This window comes from Planotetraspora mira (assembly GCF_016863275.1).
GTDB lineage: Bacteria > Actinomycetota > Actinomycetes > Streptosporangiales > Streptosporangiaceae > Planotetraspora > Planotetraspora mira.
The window spans coordinates 1-15,681 of sequence record NZ_BOOO01000065.1; the positions used below are offsets into that span (position 1 = coordinate 1).

At 71.2% G+C, this 15,681-nt stretch carries 14 protein-coding genes and 1 pseudogene; 1 reads left to right on the forward strand and 14 read right to left on the reverse strand.

The genetic code is table 11. The features are described from left to right. Positions 1 to 5: 5 nt before the first annotated feature. The 3 genes from Pmi06nite_RS41120 to Pmi06nite_RS41130 all read right to left on the reverse strand — a co-directional run bounded on the left by Pmi06nite_RS41120 (position 6) and on the right by Pmi06nite_RS41130 (position 2,329). On the reverse strand, positions 6 to 815 hold the full coding sequence (locus Pmi06nite_RS41120) for a CpaE/TadZ family protein (RefSeq protein WP_203958684.1): 810 nt from the start codon (positions 813 to 815) through the stop codon (positions 6 to 8). A gap of 1 nt (position 816) precedes the next feature. After that, complete coding sequence (locus Pmi06nite_RS41125; protein WP_203958685.1) at positions 817 to 1,521, reverse strand: hypothetical protein; 705 nt, start codon at positions 1,519 to 1,521, stop codon at positions 817 to 819. Positions 1,522 to 2,188: 667 nt separating this feature from the next. Beyond that, a complete protein-coding gene (locus tag Pmi06nite_RS41130) occupies positions 2,189 to 2,329 on the reverse strand; it encodes a hypothetical protein (protein ID WP_203958686.1) in 141 nt (46 codons plus the stop codon). On the opposite strand from Pmi06nite_RS41130, the gene Pmi06nite_RS41135 reads away from it, so the two are divergent. Then, entirely contained in the window at positions 2,328 to 7,100 is a 4,773-nt protein-coding gene (locus tag Pmi06nite_RS41135; protein WP_203958687.1) for a type VII secretion EssC family protein, read from the forward strand. The genes Pmi06nite_RS41130 and Pmi06nite_RS41135 overlap by 2 nt on opposite strands. A gap of 4 nt (positions 7,101 to 7,104) precedes the next feature. Here Pmi06nite_RS41135 and Pmi06nite_RS41140 read toward each other — a convergent pair whose 3' ends face one another. The 11 genes and pseudogenes from Pmi06nite_RS41140 to Pmi06nite_RS41190 all read right to left on the reverse strand — a co-directional run. Next, positions 7,105 to 7,374: a WXG100 family type VII secretion target gene (locus Pmi06nite_RS41140; RefSeq protein WP_203958688.1), complete on the reverse strand. Its 270-nt coding sequence runs from the start codon at positions 7,372 to 7,374 to the stop codon at positions 7,105 to 7,107. Positions 7,375 to 7,512: 138 nt separating this feature from the next. Continuing rightward, a complete protein-coding gene (locus tag Pmi06nite_RS41145) occupies positions 7,513 to 8,517 on the reverse strand; it encodes a hypothetical protein (RefSeq protein ID WP_203958689.1) in 1,005 nt (334 codons plus the stop codon). Beyond that, a complete protein-coding gene (locus tag Pmi06nite_RS41150) occupies positions 8,514 to 9,203 on the reverse strand; it encodes a hypothetical protein (protein ID WP_203958690.1) in 690 nt (229 codons plus the stop codon). The genes Pmi06nite_RS41145 and Pmi06nite_RS41150 overlap by 4 nt, the downstream gene beginning before the upstream one ends. A gap of 10 nt (positions 9,204 to 9,213) precedes the next feature. Then, complete coding sequence (locus Pmi06nite_RS41155) at positions 9,214 to 12,105, reverse strand: AfsR/SARP family transcriptional regulator (protein ID WP_203958691.1); 2,892 nt, start codon at positions 12,103 to 12,105, stop codon at positions 9,214 to 9,216. 5 nt (positions 12,106 to 12,110) lie between these two features. Next, positions 12,111 to 12,497, reverse strand: coding sequence for a hypothetical protein (locus Pmi06nite_RS41160; RefSeq protein WP_239114560.1), 387 nt, complete (start codon positions 12,495 to 12,497; stop codon positions 12,111 to 12,113). 41 nt (positions 12,498 to 12,538) lie between these two features. After that, entirely contained in the window at positions 12,539 to 12,940 is a 402-nt protein-coding gene (locus Pmi06nite_RS41165) for a TadE/TadG family type IV pilus assembly protein (protein ID WP_203958693.1), read from the reverse strand. Next, a complete protein-coding gene (locus Pmi06nite_RS41170; protein WP_203958694.1) occupies positions 12,937 to 13,380 on the reverse strand; it encodes a TadE family protein in 444 nt (147 codons plus the stop codon). Before Pmi06nite_RS41170 ends, Pmi06nite_RS41165 begins: the two co-directional genes overlap by 4 nt. Positions 13,381 to 13,399: 19 nt before the next feature. Then, on the reverse strand, positions 13,400 to 13,639 hold the full coding sequence (locus Pmi06nite_RS41175; RefSeq protein ID WP_203958695.1) for a hypothetical protein: 240 nt from the start codon (positions 13,637 to 13,639) through the stop codon (positions 13,400 to 13,402). A gap of 16 nt (positions 13,640 to 13,655) precedes the next feature. Next, a complete protein-coding gene (locus tag Pmi06nite_RS41180) occupies positions 13,656 to 14,573 on the reverse strand; it encodes a type II secretion system F family protein (RefSeq protein WP_239114561.1) in 918 nt (305 codons plus the stop codon). Next, the gene (locus Pmi06nite_RS41185) at positions 14,573 to 15,496 is read right to left on the reverse strand and encodes a type II secretion system F family protein (protein WP_203958696.1); all 924 of its coding nucleotides are present in this window, start codon (positions 15,494 to 15,496) and stop codon (positions 14,573 to 14,575) included. The genes Pmi06nite_RS41180 and Pmi06nite_RS41185 overlap by 1 nt, the downstream gene beginning before the upstream one ends. Then, positions 15,493 to 15,681, reverse strand: a pseudogene (locus Pmi06nite_RS41190) (CpaF family protein); the annotation flags it as partial. The gene Pmi06nite_RS41185 and the pseudogene Pmi06nite_RS41190, both read right to left, overlap by 4 nt.

Genomic DNA, 15,681 nt, shown 5'->3' on the forward strand with positions numbered 1-15,681 from the left:
ATCGATCATGGCCGCGCTCCGCTCGACGGCTCACGGCTCCGGCGAGGACCGGGATCCACGAACGGGGCGTCCTGGTCGGAGGCCGCGTTGGCGGTCACATGGGCGGCCAGGCGACCGGCCAGCTCGCGTGCCGTACGGATCAGGAGGCTGCGGTCGAGCCGGCCGCCCCACTGGCCGCTGAGCAGGTCGGCGCCCTTCGGGTCGTAGGCGAGGCCCGCGACGAAAGAGATGTCCCAGCCCGAGACGATGCGCCGGACCTCGTCGATCGAGGCCCGGTAGGAGCGGGGATCGGCGATCACGACCACGCCCACGCGCCGGTCGAGCAGGGTGAGCCGCTCTCTGAGATGGGCGACGTGGTCGAGACTCGCCCGCGTGAACAACACGACCGCGTCGGCCGCGGCCAGCAGGTCGTTCGTCTGGGGGTGGAGGCCCAGCCGTCCGCAGTCGGCCAGCACGTCGGCCTCCGGCACCGCGGCGAGCGCCCGGCCGAGTGTGCCCCACAACCAGGTCAGACCCGAGGCCTGCTCGCCGTTGGTCAGCCCGGCCAGCACGTCGAGCCCGCCGACGAGTTTCTGCGTGTGCTCGTAGATCTGGTCCGGGCTCAGGCCTCGCCGCGCGACGGCACCGAGACTGAGCAGACCGCGGGTGGGGTTGAGGACCCCGCCGTCCAGCGCCGGAAGCCGGTAGGCCAGGTCGCCGCCCGAAGGGTCGCACTCGGCGAGCAGCACCGGATGGGGCCAGACGGCGCCGAGCGCCGTCGCCGCGGTGGTCACGCCGGGCGATCCCTTGTCGGCTGCCAGTGCGATCAGCGCCACGTCACTTCGCCCCGGGCAGTGCGATGAGGGCGATCTGCCCGCTGGAGGCGTACAGCGCCACAGTCGGCGCGATGGTCGCGTCGACGACGACCGAGACCAGGCCGCTCGACGATCTGCTCTCCGCGTCTCCCACCCGGGTGACCAGGGCCTCGGAGGACAGGATTCGCTGCGGCGTGCTCCCCGGCTCCCTGCTGGTGGCCTCCTTGGCGGAGGACGGCACGTAGATCACCTGCACCACGTCACCCTTGATGAGCCCGACCGGCACCTGACCGTCCTTGAGCGCGAGGCCCACGATCGCCTTGCCCGGACCGACCGTGCTGCTGCTCTTGGTGACCATCTGGTCGGTGAGCAACGTCCCGGGCAGCAACGTGACCGCCGCATACGTCTTCTCGACCTGATCGCTGAACTTCCAGGAGACGTAGTCGATGCCGGTGTCGGCGATCTGCACCTCCTGGATGGCGCTCGCCGGAATGAGCTGCCCCGCTCCCACCTGTTCGACGATCCGCACGGCGGAGACGCGGTCGCCGGTCCGGATGACGAGCAGGGTGGCGCCCAGGGACCCGATGAGGATGAGGAAGACGGCGAGCGCCGCGAGTGCGGGTTTGCGCTCTCGCGGCGGCACGGGAAGCTTCCGGGCCGAGGGACCGGACAGCCCGTTGAGCGCCGGCGCGCGACCGTCAGGGACAGGCTTCTCGCTGATCCTCATGGGTGGGGGGCTCCCAAAGATGATCGAGCCCTTGTTTCGGGCCGCTCGAATTTGTTTACGGTCTTGCTTGTCGCTCCGAATTCACCACATTATGGACGGTTTCCGACCGCCCTGTCGCTGCTAAGCGGCGACCCATGCTTATCGGTTAGTAATGCCCCTGTCAACGCTCGACCATCCATAACTATGCACGCAAGCCGCTTTCTCATTGTGCAATTTCGTGATAGGGGACCTTCACATTCTTCACTTTCGTCACATCAATCACATTGATCTTCGTTCTCGTGCCGGACGCCGGGCTTCCCCCGACTCCGGTGACGGCGACCGATTCCCGCGACACCACCGATGACCTGCGACGGACCGGTTATCGACATTCATGTGACAGAGGTGAGAAGAGTTCATGTCCATTGACGGAACGGCACGCGGCAGCCGCCAGGACGAACCGGCCATCTCATCCCGGAACGAGTCCTGACGCCCTCTCCGCCGTCCGCCACGGAATCCGCCGCCGGTGCCGATCAGCTCCAGTCGCCCTCTCGTCCGTTCGCGGAGAGGGTGGACGGAGATCGCGGTCACGCCGGATTGATCTTTACCGATTCTGGTCAACCTCCACAGAAGTCCGAGATCCCTGGATACCGTTTCTCGCCGGAAGCCGCCGGAAAATCCCCGTTCTCCGTCAGGAGATCTTCACGCCGGTGCCTCCGGATGGCACTCTCTCAACGAGAACCTCCCCGCCCGACGTCACGACCGCGACCGTCGACCGCCAGGACGCCCGCACGATCGCCGTCGCCGAACCACCGCCTGGGAGTCTGCGCATGCGGATAACGATCACCGTGGCCACCGAGCACGGCCACCGCGACGTGATGGTCGAGGGCGACGAGGCGACCACGGTCGCCAGGCTCGCGTCCGCACTCGACGGCTCCTCCACTCGCGCCTCCAACGTCGTACGGCTCCCGCGCACGCGGGCCCCGTACGACCTCGACAGGGGCAGGCGGGCACCGGCCCCGGAGACGAAGCTCTGGCTGGACGGGCGGCCGCTCGACCCCGACAGCCTGGTCTTCGGCCTGCTGCGCGACGGCGATCTCGTCGCCGTCGACGGCCACGCGGCGCCGTCGACCCTGACGGAGGAGCCCGACGGCGTGGCCGAGGTCCGCGTGGTCGGCGGCCCGGGAGCCGGCGCCGTCCACCGCCTGGGCCTCGGCGCCCACACCATCGGAAGCGATCCCGCGTGCGCGATAGCCGTACCGGATCCGAGGATGGCGCAGCACGCACTCGTGCTCCGGATCACCCCGGGCTCGATCGCCGTCGAACCGGGCCGCCACGACCAGGAGGCCGCGCGCCTGGAGGGTGAGCCGCTCTCCGGGCCGACCCTATGGCGGGAGGGGACGATGCTCGCCTGTGGCGGATCGGTCCTTTCCATCGGCCCCGTCGACCCCCCGGACGCCCACCTGGACGCGCTTCCCGACGGGGGGCTGGCCTACAACCGGCCGCCCCGGCTCCACCAGCCCGAGGCGTCCCGGCGGATCGTCGTCCCCGCCGAGCCCAAACGGGCGGAGGGCATCAGGCTGCAGTTGCTCGCGGCGCTCCTCCCAGCGGTGTTCGGGCTGGTCATGGTGGTGGTCTTCGGCAATTGGTACTTCATGCTCATCGCCCTCATGACTCCGATGATCATGATTGGCCAGTGGGCGGGAGACCGCAGGCACGGCAGGAAGAAGCACCGCCAGGCGATCAAGGCGTACAAGGAACAGCTCGCCGCCGTCGAGGCGGAGACGGCGAAGGCGGTCAGGGACGACGAGAGGGCCCGCAGGCGCGGCGCGCCCGATCCCGCCGAGGTGCTGCTCACCGCGACCGGCCCGCGTCGGCGGCTGTGGGAGCGGCGGATCCACGACCAGGACGCCCTTCGCCTGCGGGTCGGGCTGGCGGACCTGCCCGCCGACCTCGAGTTCGAGCCGGAGGCCGGAACTCCCTCCGACGCGCAGCCGCACGATCAGCCGACGTGTCACGACGTCCCCGTCGCTCTGGTGATGCGGCGACTGGGCGTCGCCGGCATCACGGGCCCGAGGGAGGTCGCCCTCGGCTGCGCACGCTGGCTCGTCGGGCAGGCGGCCGCCCTGCACAGCCCGCGTGACCTCGCCATCGTCGTGTTGTCCGCCAACGACGACAGCGACGACGAGTGGGGCTGGGTCCGCTGGCTGCCTCATTGCGCCGCGGAAGGCCCGTCCCGTGGAGGGTCCCTCACGGCCGACTCCGTCGCCCTGGTCGGCGCGGACCCCGAGTCGGCCGCGCACCGCGTGGCGGAGCTCGCCACGCTGATCGGCGAACGCCTCGAGGCCGACGGCAAGGCGGGGCCGTTCGAGGCGGCCATGCATCCGCCTCGGCTCACGGGCGGGCCGTCGGGATGGGCGGAACTCGGCCGCGCCGGCTCGGCGGGAGCCGCGCCCGACCCCGCCTTCACGGCCTACGACGAGCGTCCCTTCGACGTGCTCGTGGTCCTCGACGGCGCGAAGGTGCTGCGCGGGCTGCCCTCGATGCCGCAGGTGCTCCGGCAGGGGCCAAGGGCCGGGGTCTACACGATCGCGATCGACGACGACCAGCGGCTGCTCCCCGAGGAGTGCGCGACGGTCGTGACCTGCGACTCCGACGGCACGGTACGGCTGCGCGGCGGCGGCCTCGATCCCATCGGCGGCATCCGGGCCGACCAGGTCTCCGCGTCGTGGGCCGACCGTGTCGGCAGGGCCCTCGCCCCGCTTCGGGACGTGAGCCGCGACGACCCCTCCTCCACGTTGCCCGAGTCGGTCCGCCTGCTCGACCTCCTCGGGCCGCTCGACGTTCCCAAGCAGTGGGGCCGGTCGACCCGGGCGCTCATCGGGCTGGGCCCGGAAGGTCCGTACGAGATCGACATCAGCCGTGACGGGCCGCATGCCCTGGTCGCGGGCACCACCGGGGCGGGCAAGTCGGAGCTCCTGCAGACGCTGATCTGCTCGCTGGCCGTCGTCAACCGGCCCGACGAGATGACGTTCGTGCTCATCGACTACAAGGGCGGCGCCGCCTTCAAGGAGTGTGTACGGCTCCCGCACACCGTCGGCATGGTGAGCGACCTCGACGGCCATCTGACCCAGCGGGCCCTGTCGTCGCTCGCCGCGGAGATCCGCAGGAGGGAGCGCCTGCTCCTGGACGCGGGCGCGAAGGACATCGAGGAGTTCCACCGGCTCCGGTCCAGGGGCTCGACCTGGGTGCTCGGCGCGGGAGGCGTGCGCAAGACGGAACGCAAGACGGGGAGCAGCGGCATCTTCGGCGATCCCGGAACGGACGAGGCCGACGCCGAGGTCTCCGCGGGTCCCCCGCCGCTGCCGCGGCTGGTGCTGGTCATCGACGAGTTCGCAGCGCTGGTGTCCGAGCTGCCGGACTTCGTCGAGGGACTGGTGGACATCGCCCGCCGCGGCCGCTCCCTCGGCATCCACCTGGTCCTCGCCACCCAGCGGCCCGGTGGCGTGGTGACCGCCGACATCCAGGCCAACACCTCACTCCGCATCGCGCTCCGCGTCACCGACCCCCGCGAGTCCGCCGACGTCATCGACGGCCCCGAGGCCGCGCACATCTCCCGGACGACTCCGGGACGCTGCTACATCCGGTCGGGAGCGGGATCGGCCGTGGCCGTGCAGACCGCGAGGATAGGAGGACGGGCTCCCGGAAGCGCGGAGGGACGCGACGCCGACGAGGTGCGGGTGGTCGACCTGCCGTGGCAGGCGCTCGGGCATCCCCTGGCCGCCGCGGCCAAGACCTCGGCGGCGGGCACCGATCTCGCCCAGCTCGTGGACGCGCTCGGCGAGGCAGGCCGCGGAATCCCCGCCCAGCCCAGCCCGTGGCTGCCGCCCCTCACCGACCACGTCACCCTCGACGAGCTGCCGGAGCCGATCGCGGAGGTCCGGCCGGGGCATCCGTACCCGGTGGCCTCGCAGGAGGTGCCGCCTCTGGCGTTCGGGGTCACGGACCTTCCCTGGGAGCAGGCGAGACGGTCCCTCATCCTCGATCTGCGGCAGGGAGGCCATCTCCTCATCGCGGGGACGGCGCGCAGCGGCCGGTCGACGGCGCTGCGGACGATCGCGGGGTCGATCGCGTCCTCCGCCTCCCCCGAGGACGTGCACATCCACGCCGTCGACTGCGGCTCGGGAGCACTGCTGCCGCTCGTCGGCCTGCCGCACTGCGGCGCGGTCGTCACCCGCGACCAGCTCGACCGGGTCGAGCGACTGCTCGCGCGCCTGCGCGCGGAGGTCGGCCGCCGCCAGCAGCTCCTCGCCGAGGCCGGATACGCCTCCCTCGCCGAGGCGCGCGCGGCCGCGCGTTCGCACGCCGGCGCGGGCGAGGCTCTGCACGACTTCGGCGACGCGGCCGGGCGGTTGCCGTGGCTGGTGCTGATGGTGGACCGCTGGGAGGGATACGTCGCCGCGTTCGAGAACTACGACTACGGGCGGCTGGTCGACGCGCTGCTGCAACTCTTCCGGGAGGGGCCCGCGGTCGGCCTGCGCGCGGTCGTCACCTCCGACAGGTCGGGACTGCTCGGGCAGATCTCGACGCTGTTCGAGGACCGCCTGGTGCTCAGGCTCGCCGATCCCGCCGACTACGGCCTGGCCGGGCTGCCACCGCGCAACCTGCCGAAGTCGATGTCACCGGGCCGGGCGCTGTCGACCGGCGAGCACGGCCTGGTCGAGAGTCAGATCGCGTTGTTGTCGGATGACCCGGCCGGCCCCGCGCAGGTGGCGGCGCTGCAGGAGCTCGGCCGTACGGCACGGGCCAGGTTCGGCGGGTTCCTGCACCGGCGCGGGTCGTGGGCGTGGCGGTCGGAGCCGCCGCTGCGGGTCGACGCGCTGCCCGCGCGCATCACGGCCGATCAGGTCCTGGAACTGGACACCGCGTTCGAGCCGCCGTCGCCGCTGTGGACGCTCCTCGGCGCGGGCGGCGACACCCTCCACCCTCTGGGCATCGATCTGCTGGCGCAGGGACCGGCCGCGGTCGTCGCGGGCCCTCCTCGCTCGGGCAGGTCGTCATGCCTGCTGACCGCGGCGCGTTCGTTGTTGCAGCGCGGCATCCCGATCATCGCCGTCACGCCGCGGCGCAGCCCCCTGCGTGATCTGGCCGGATCGCCGGGCGTGCTCGCCGTGCTCGACGGCAACTCGAGGAGCGTGGGCGGGGACGAGGCGGACGACTTCGGCGGGCTACCGGGCGCGAACGATCCGCTGGCGCTGGTCGCCGCGCACAAGCGGTACGTGATGCTCGTCGACGACGCGGAACTGATCTCTCCGGAGTCGATGCTCGGCCTGGCCGTGGAGGAGATCCTCCGCATGGCGAGGGACGGGGAGCACGGGCTGCTGATCGCGGGCGCCACGAGCGATCTGGCGACGGCCTATCGGGGGTTCGCCGCCGAGGCCCGCAAGTCGAGGACGGGGCTGCTGCTGTCGGTGCAGAGCCCCGCCGACGGCGACCTGTTCACTGTGCGTCTGCCGCGGGGGGCCGTCGGTGGCCCGCCGGGACGCGGTCTGCTGGTGATCTCGGGCATCGCGACCCCGATCCAGGCCGCGCTGCCCGCCTGACGCGCTACCGCGTGGCCGACTCGATGTTGCCGCGATAGGTGGTGATGACCCGGGACGCCTCGTTGAGCTCCTCGGACATGCGCTGGAAGGCGGCGCGGTAGCTCTGCCACGCCTCGCTGAAGCGCTGCGCGCCGGGGCCGGTCCAGGCGGTGCCGACCTTGGCGGACTCTCGGTCGAGGCTGGCCATCGTGGCGCGGACCTGGTCGGCCTGCTGGGTGAACTGCGCGGCCATGCTCTGCATCTGCGCGGGGTCGCCGCCGAGCAAGTTACTCATTCGGTCACTCCTTCGTCGACAGGGGGCCGACCTCACCGTAGATCGCCGGTCAACTCTGTGAAGGATTCATGCCAAGTGGCTATACCGCCAGGTTCAGCGGTACAGCCACTTGGTAAGCGCTCGGTCCTGCCGTGCGGTCTAGCCGTTCGCCACCGACTGGATCTCGTCCACGACGACGGGCACCGGCTCCGAAGGGGCGCCAGTGTCTTCGTCGATGCCTGCCGCCTGGACGTCCGAGGTGACGTGCCAGTGCTGCGTCACGGTGATGGTGTACGGCCCCCCGATGGACGCCCGGGTGAACCGCAGGTAGCAGCCGGTCTTCGGATCCATGCCCGACGCATATTTCGGGCAGCGCGCTACGTGATCACGCTTGTCATCGTAATTGCCAGTCGCTTCGATCGTCACGTAAGTCGGTTCTGCAGTGACCGTCGCCGTCAGGTACGCCACACCGGGGATATGGGCGGTCACCTCAAGCTGGCCCGCTTCGGGCACGTTGACCATCGTCTCCAGGCCCACGTAGGTCCGGTAGCCGCCGGGCCCCTCAGGCGGGTTCAGGGTGACGGGCCGCGGGGGAGGCAGGGTGAGGTTGGCCCGGGCCATGAGCGCGAGGTCGCCTCGGTCGATCAGCAGGTCCTCTCGATCGATCGGCGGCTCCGTAGCCCTGTAGACCCAGTACTCGGTCGTCCTGGTGAAGCAGTCCCAGCCTGCGTCGGTGCCGTCGTCGGTGATGAACCAGAACACCTTGTCCGTCTCACCCTCGTGCGGCTTGATCTCGGCAAGGGTCTTCTCGTACCACTCGTGGGCGTCCCGCTGATCCTCGGGGCCCATTCGACGCCACACCCGATAGTTGTTGCCAACCCAGTCGAACATCTCGTCATAGTCGTACTGGGGCTGGTACCAGCAGTGCGGTGGGTCGTAGCCGCCGGACACCGGCGTGTCCGGTGTGCCGTCGTAACCCGTTCCGCCGTATTCGACCTGGGCCTTCACCCATGCGTAGAAGTTGTTCCCGCCACCGCCCGCTCCGGTATCGCCGCCACCTCCGCCCCCTGGAGGGTCGGCGTAGGCGGGGAGCGCGGTCACCAGGGCGGCGAGAAGCACCGCCGCGATCGTCAGGACCCTTCGTAACTTTCTCGGCGCCTTCATCCGCACTCCTTGCCAGAGGAACTCGTCGCGGACACGGGCTGGTAGGCGCGCACGCGCCACACGCCCTTGGGCCCCGGCACCATGATGACCCGGAGCTTGTATCGAGAGGTCTTCTGCTTGCCGAACGTCCAGCTCACCTTGCCGCTGGTGAGGTTCTTCGTGCCCGCCTTCGACTCGTCCCCACAGCCGACGAGGGTGACGGACTTGGCGCTCACCGAGAGCGTGTGCAGGTCGTGGACGCGGACCACCCCGGTCGGCCGCACGTTCTCCGCCTTCCACCCCGTCACGACCCGGTCGAACAGGTCGGTGCCGTACATGGCGGAACCGGATGCCACATAGTCGAGGTAGCGCTTGTCCTTGCCCTGGGTCGACACGGAATACCACCAGGCGTTCCAGAAGTCGCCGAAGTCCTTGACGGCCTTGGCCGCCTTCGGCTGCGGAGCCTCAGCCTGGTAGACGACCTTGAAGTCCTTGGGGAAGGCCAGTCCGGCCGCGGGCGTGGCGCTGGACGCGGGCGCGCTCGGCGAAGCGGCCGCCGTGGAGGCCGCGGCGGCCGCGGTCGCGTCGGGCGTCGGACGGAAGCCCTGAGTCGGCTCCGAGCCGCAACCCGCGGTCAGCGCGGCGAGCGCGGCCACGGCGACGGACGCCACGGCCAACCGGCGGCCCTTCGAAACGTCAACGGCCATATGGTTCCTCCTATCCGGCGGCTCGCGCCGGGGCGGGCAGAAGTTCCTGGATGAGCGCCTCGGTCTCGGGGACCAGGCGGCCCTGGTAGCGGGACGTGGCCGCCCAGCGGCGCAGGGATTCGACCCAGTGCCGCAGCGTGTCGACGTCCCCGGTGGCGTGGGCGGCCCGCAGCAGTTCTCGCCACAGCGGCTCGTCCTCGTCCGACATCCGCAGCCCTGCCTGGGCGGCGGTCATGGCGCGCGTGGGATCCCCTGCCGCCAGGTAGAGCTGGGTGAGGCGCCTCGCCGCGTCGGACACCCGCGCGGACACCTCGTAGACGAGTTCGTCGCCCGCCAGCCACAGGTAGCGGCCCGCGGGATGCCCGTGCAGGAACGGCCCGCGGACCAGATCGAGCGCCTGGCCGAGACGCGCGGCCTCGGTCGCCGGGTCGGACCGCGACAGCCGTACGAGCTCGCGGAAGACCAGCCAGTCGACCCGCACCTCGGGCCCCAGATGAAGGCGGCCCTGGTCGTCGGCGAACAGGTTCGACCGGCCCTCGCCGTCGATGCCAAGCCACTCCCTGGTGCGGGCGATGGTGGCGTCGCGCACCGGCGCCTCGACCCCGCGCGGCCACAACGCGCCCGCGAGGACCTGCGGGTGCACCCCGCCCGGGTGGGTGGCGAGGTAGGCGACCAGTTCCACGCAGAGCGGCAGCCGTTCCTCCTCGAGAGGCCGCGGCCCGATCACCTCCACGGATCCGAGCACCCGCACATCGACGGACGGGCGGAACCCGGGGTGAAGCTGGGAGGCCGCGGGACCCGACGGCTCCGGGTCCTCCATCGCCACCCCCGGTTGCCCGACAGCACGGAAGAGCTCGATGACCTGCGCGTACTGCTGCTGAGGAAGCAGCTGTCCGTGCACGTCCAGCCCGAGGGCGCCGACCCTCGCCCGGCCGTCCGGTGACAGCTCCCACGTCCAGGAGGCCCCGCGGATCTCCTCACCGGCGACGAGATAACCCGAGGCCAGGCGGGTCCCGGTCTGGGCGAGCTCGGCGAGCCGTGTGGCCTCCTCGGGAGTCGGCGGCACGGCCGTGAGCAGGTAGACGGGCATCCACGCCTCGCCGTACACACCTCGGGAACGGCCGGTCAGGACCGAGCTCACCCCCGAGGCCGCCAGGGCGCGGCGCACGTCGGCGGCACGGGCCTCCAGCTCCGGCAGCGCCTCGGCGAGGGTCGGATGGACCGAGATCCGGTCGGGGGCGATCAGCGACAGCTCCTCGCCGAAGCCCACGAGGACGAGCCGCATGTGGTCGGACCAGCGGTTGGTGGCCAGCTCGACGGCCATCGCGGCGAGCGCGGCGGAGACGACGTGGGATCGCCCGCGCAGGTTGATCAGACCCTGCGCCGCCTCGAGGTCCACCAGCACCCGTCCGGCGTCACTGGTGCCGAGCGAGACCAGTCCCGGGTACGGCGCGAAGATGTCGGGGAGATCGGGCAGCCGGTGACCGTCGTTCGCGGTCAGGCGCCAGATCCGGCCGCCGTCGAGAGCGGCCCACGGAGCGGGCGCCTCCTTCTCCGGGGGGTGGATCCACAGGTCGAGGTGCGTGGACGCGAGGAAGGCCGCGAACACCGTCGGAGGCGTGCGGCCCTGCTTCGCGAGCTCCTTGCTCAGGTGCCGCAACCCCACGTCGAGCAGCCGGGAGCCGTGCGGATCCGCTCCCAGGAGCATGGCCATCTCGGCGACCGCCGCCTCGCCCTCGGGGTTGGCCAGCCTGCTGCCGAAGGCGCGGTCCCACAGCTGCCTGCGCCTGCGCCCGCCGAGAACGGCCAGCAGTCCCGCCGAGGCGAGGGACGCGGCGGCCAGGAAGTCGGGCCAGGATTCCGCGATGCCGGACACGACGTCGGAGGACACCGGGGAGTCCGTGTCCTGCTGATGACCTCTGACGGCCACCGTCGTCTCCGTCTGGCCCACATCCTGGCTCACGTCGGGCGACTCCTGCACAGGCGACTCCTGCACAGTGGGCGCCGCCTCGGAACCGCCCGCGCCCCCGGCGCCACCGGCCTTCACGGCCGGCCGGGTGACCTCGGGCGAATCCTTCGCATCCGCCTGGGCGTAGTGGGTGTGGCCGTCGAGTTCCACCGGCTTGTCCGGATGCTGGGCGAGCGTCTTCGGACGGTCCTGGTCCTGCGAGACGACGTGGACGTTGATCGCGTCGTCCGGCATGTCGAGCACCCAGCCGACCCTGATGAGGTCGGCCATGCGCAGCTTGGTGCCGTCGGGCTGCTCCCTGTGCTGGTTGAGCTGGTAGATCTCGTGGTAGCGGCGGCCCTCCCCCAGGCACTTCTCGGCGATCTCCCACAGGCTCTCGTGGTGACGCCCGTGGGGCGGCTGGACGACGTAGATCTTCTTGGTCTTCTGCACGGGCGCAAGCACCTGGTCGGCGACCTGCTCGGCCTTCTCGGTCCTGGGTGCCTGCTCGGCGACCACGGCCGTGTGCTGGTGCGCCGACGTCGTGAGCGCCTGGACCGCGGGCGCGACGACCGCGGTCGCGGCGAAGAGCAGGAGCGCGGCCGTGACGAGCCGGTGGGCGAGCGCCTGGGGGCCCGACGCGAACGGCACCCGCGCCGGCACGCCGACCCTCCTGATCCCCGCGATCAGCTCGACCAGGACGCAGGCCACCAGTTGGAGCCACGCGAGCCAGACCACGATGGAGAGCATGTCGAGGACCGAGCTGAGCCCGACGTCCTCCGTGAGCATGCGCAGCGAGAATCCGCCATCCGGGATCGGCGAGCCGAAGTAGCGCACCAGCGCGTACGGCACGCCGCCGATGAGTCCCGCGAGCGCGAGGACGGCAAGCAGCCCGAAGGCGACATCCGACGCGGATCGCCGAGCCTTGATGTGGACGGCCTGTCGTGGCGACATGCCGGTCATCCCCCCAGTCCGGTCAATGGCCCGGCCGTGGCCGTCGCCTCGCGGGTGCCCCCGGAGACGCCGAAGGCGGCCAGGAAGTACGTGTCCCAGGTCGTCTGTACGGTGACCGTGACGTGCTGGTCGTCCGGCGCCCCGCAGGCGATGCGCACCAGCCCGGCATCCCCGTAGGCGGCCACGATCGCGTCGGCCTCGGCGCACGCGTCGGCCTCGTCGGTGATCCTGACCTGACCCGTCTCGCGGAGGTAGCCGGGGTCGATCGTGTCCGCGCCCGCGCGGGCGGCCTGCTCGGCGACGTCGGCGGCGCGCAGATAGGCGTTCATCATCGACGACAGGTCGACCAGGATCCCCGCGAGCCCCAGCCCCATGAAGGCGAACCCGACCATGAACACAGAAAGTGAGCCGCGCTCCCGGTTCGCTCTCGCTCTCACTGGATCCTCCGGAACTGCTCGAGCGGCACGACGGACGTGCTGCTCATGCTGATCGACGGCGCGAAGCCGAAGCCGCTGACCGCGCTCAGGTCGACCGTGCAACCCACCACCACGGTCACGCTGCCTCCCTGCCTCCAGTTGCGGCCGTCCACGTTCACAGTGGGCCCGCCGTTGCAGTCGAGCCCCCGCACGGCCTGGACCGCCGCCGTTCCCGCCGAGCCGAGATCACGCTGGACCGAGGCCGCCCGCGCCGCATCACGTGCCGCGCCGTCGATCTCGCCCTTGGCCTCCACGATCCGGGCCGCGCCCACGATGAACAGCAGGAAGATGAGCATGACCGGCGCCAGCAGCACCGCCTCCACCGCCATCGAGCCCCGCTCGCCCCGCTCGCGCGTCACTGGCAGCCCCCGTCTTCGTCATCGGGGCGGAAACACTCGATCGGACCGCCGAATCGCGAAGTGATGGTGAAGGTCATACCGGGCAGCAACGGGACGGCGGAGACGACGTCACCGGTCACGGTGACGCCCCTCTGGTCGCCCTGCTGCCACGCCTGGACGGAGGAGTTCTCCAGGACCTTCGCGCCGATGAGCGCCACGCGCGACTGCGCCTGGCTCTCCGCCGCCGCCTGCCAGTTGCCCGCGCCCGGCCCGTTGCCGGCCGCGCGCGCGACCCGCGCTCCCACACGCGCCGCGCCGTCCGCGATCTGGCGCGCGTGGAAGACGAGCGCGAGCTGCACCATGAGGAGCATGACGACCAGCACGATCGGCATGATCAGGGCGAGCTCCACCGCGGACGCGCCCCTGTCTGAGGCGGCCCTTCGTGGCGACAGGCGGTCCATCACCTTCTCCGGCGTCCTGCTACTTGGCGCCGCCACCACCGGCGCCGCCACCGAAGGAACCCTTGATCTCGGCGGTCTTCGAGTTGACGCCGGCGGTGATGACGGCGGCGATGGTGATGGCCAGACCGGCGACGATGGCCGTGATGATGACCCATTCGACAGCCGACGCACCCCGGCTGGGAGCCGTCCGGGCGCGATCGGCGCGCACACTGAGCATCGTGAGGAGATAGTCGACGGCGGGAGGCATGAACTTCTTCATCGGTAACTGTCCTCTTCTATATGCCGAGCATTTTCATTGCCGCGGGAAAGCTCAGGAACACGAGGAAGCCGGCGCACAGCAGAAGCTGAGCGACCAGCATCGACTGGGAGCGCTCACCGGCCTCGCCCTCGATCTCGGCCAACTCGCGCCGGCGCATGGTCTCGGCCCGGGCGGCGAGAGACTGCCTCACCTTGGCGCCGTCCTCGGCGACCAGGCCGAGCGCGGCGGACAGGTCGCGCAGCTCGTCGAGGTTGACCTCTTCCCCCAGCTGGCCGAGGGCCTGCCAGGGGGTGATGCCCACGATCCGCGCGGTGGACAGGGCATCCCTGATGCGGATCATGGGCCAGCTGTGTCCGAGCGACGATGCCATCATGAGCGCCTCGGGGACGCCTCGGCCGCCGGCGAGATTCATCGCGACCAGGTCGAGGAACGACCCGACCGCGTGCCGGAAATCGCGTCGCTTGGCCGCGGCGTCCCGCTTGATCTGCACGTCGGGGAGCATGAAGAAGATCCCCGCGATCAGCAGGGCCGACCACAGCGGCACGGTCAGGTTGACGCTCAGGCCGAGCAGAGACGCCCACGCCGCGATGAGTGGCGCCGCGAGCAGGCCGGAGGCGCCGAGCAGGGACTTGGTGGCCAGGAACCCCTCGAACGACTTGCCCAGGAGGGCCAGATCCGCCTTGACGGAGCGCTGTTCCCAGCCCCGGGCCGCGTAGAACCTCGCGGTCGCGTCGCCGACTCTCTGCCGCAGCGGGCTGACCACTTCGTCCGTCGTGACGACGCTGACCCTGACCTCGGCGCCGTGCCGCCGGGCGTCCATGGCCGACAACCGCGCGGCGACGCCGGGTTTCGACGGGAAGAAGAACCGGCCCAGCGCGAAGAGGCCGAGACCGATGAGGGCCCCGCCCAGCAGCGCGGCCGTGATGTCCGACATCAGATCCCCACCTCCTGGCCCGTCTCCCGCAACGGAGCGCCGAACGCGTCGGGCACCGTCCGCGGAACGACCGCCTCACCCAGCAGACGCTCGGGCTTGGTGAACTTCGCGAGCCGCCGCATCCAGGCGAATCCCGCGCCGAACAGCAACGCCACCACGAGCAACACGGCCTGCCCGAGCAGGCCCTGATATTCCGCGACGTACGAGCGGTTGAAGATGACCAGCGCGGCCGCGAACGCCAGCGACGCGCCGACGACGATCTTGACGCTGCGCCGGGTGGAGCGGCGATCGGCCTCGACCTTGCGCCTCATGTCGAGCTCTTCCCGGGCCGATCCGGCCAGGGCGGTCAGCACCTCGCGCAGGCCGGGGCCGCGGAGTTTGGCGTTGAGGATCAGCGCCGCGATGACCAGGTCGGCGGAGGGGTCGTCGAGGGCGTCGGCGAAACGCTCGAGCGCGTCCGTCAGCGGCATCCGCATGTGCAGTCCGTCGACGAGCTCTCGCAGGTGGGGCTGCAGGGAAGGTGCCGCGGCCCGGATCGAGGCGGGGATGGCCTGTTCGAGGCCGGCGGCTCCCGCGATCGTGTCGCGCAGCGACTCCGTCCAGGCCGCCAGAGCCTCCAGATTGTGCATGGCCCTGCGCTCCTCGGCCGCACCGCCGACGAGACCGTGCCAGGCGACGACCATGAAGCCGGCGCCGATCGCGATGACCGGCCAGCGTGTGAGGGCGAGCACGACGGCGCCCACGACCACGGCCAGCCCGACCCGGCCGGTCAGCTTCGTCAGCACCTGCTTGCGCTGCTGAGTACGGCTCGGCGCGCCCGGCCTCGGCCGGAACCCGCGGATGGACGCGAAGAGCAGGAGCAGGCCGCCGCCCACGGCCACCCCGCCGATGAGGGCGAGGAGCATCTGGGTCACGGCGTTCATGACCAGGCTCCGTAACCCGTGTCGTAGCCGAACTGGGCGAGCTCGTCAGCGCAGGAGATCGGCGCGTGCGGGACGGCGACACCGTCCGGACCCTGGGCGAAGACCTCGGAGGACAGGACCCGGCCGTCGACGCCGGTGACCTCGCGCACGCTCGCCACGAACCGGCGCAACCGGCCGCCCCGGCT

Excerpts from the sequence above, each read along its gene's own strand:
- Pmi06nite_RS41125 (WP_203958685.1), bottom strand. The coding sequence starts at position 1,521 with ATGAGGATCAGCGAGAAGCCTGTCCCTGACGGTCGCGCGCCGGCGCTC.
- Pmi06nite_RS41135 (WP_203958687.1), top strand. The coding sequence starts at position 2,328 with ATGCGGATAACGATCACCGTGGCCACCGAGCACGGCCACCGCGACGTG.
- Pmi06nite_RS41130 (WP_203958686.1), bottom strand. The coding sequence starts at position 2,329 with ATGCGCAGACTCCCAGGCGGTGGTTCGGCGACGGCGATCGTGCGGGCG.
- Pmi06nite_RS41140 (WP_203958688.1), bottom strand. The coding sequence starts at position 7,374 with ATGAGTAACTTGCTCGGCGGCGACCCCGCGCAGATGCAGAGCATGGCC.
- Pmi06nite_RS41145 (WP_203958689.1), bottom strand. The coding sequence starts at position 8,517 with ATGAAGGCGCCGAGAAAGTTACGAAGGGTCCTGACGATCGCGGCGGTG.
- Pmi06nite_RS41150 (WP_203958690.1), bottom strand. The coding sequence starts at position 9,203 with ATGGCCGTTGACGTTTCGAAGGGCCGCCGGTTGGCCGTGGCGTCCGTC.
- Pmi06nite_RS41155 (WP_203958691.1), bottom strand. The coding sequence starts at position 12,105 with ATGTCGCCACGACAGGCCGTCCACATCAAGGCTCGGCGATCCGCGTCG.
- Pmi06nite_RS41160 (WP_239114560.1), bottom strand. The coding sequence starts at position 12,497 with ATGGTCGGGTTCGCCTTCATGGGGCTGGGGCTCGCGGGGATCCTGGTC.
- Pmi06nite_RS41170 (WP_203958694.1), bottom strand. The coding sequence starts at position 13,380 with ATGGACCGCCTGTCGCCACGAAGGGCCGCCTCAGACAGGGGCGCGTCC.
- Pmi06nite_RS41175 (WP_203958695.1), bottom strand. The coding sequence starts at position 13,639 with ATGAAGAAGTTCATGCCTCCCGCCGTCGACTATCTCCTCACGATGCTC.
- Pmi06nite_RS41180 (WP_239114561.1), bottom strand. The coding sequence starts at position 14,573 with ATGTCGGACATCACGGCCGCGCTGCTGGGCGGGGCCCTCATCGGTCTC.
- Pmi06nite_RS41185 (WP_203958696.1), bottom strand. The coding sequence starts at position 15,496 with ATGAACGCCGTGACCCAGATGCTCCTCGCCCTCATCGGCGGGGTGGCC.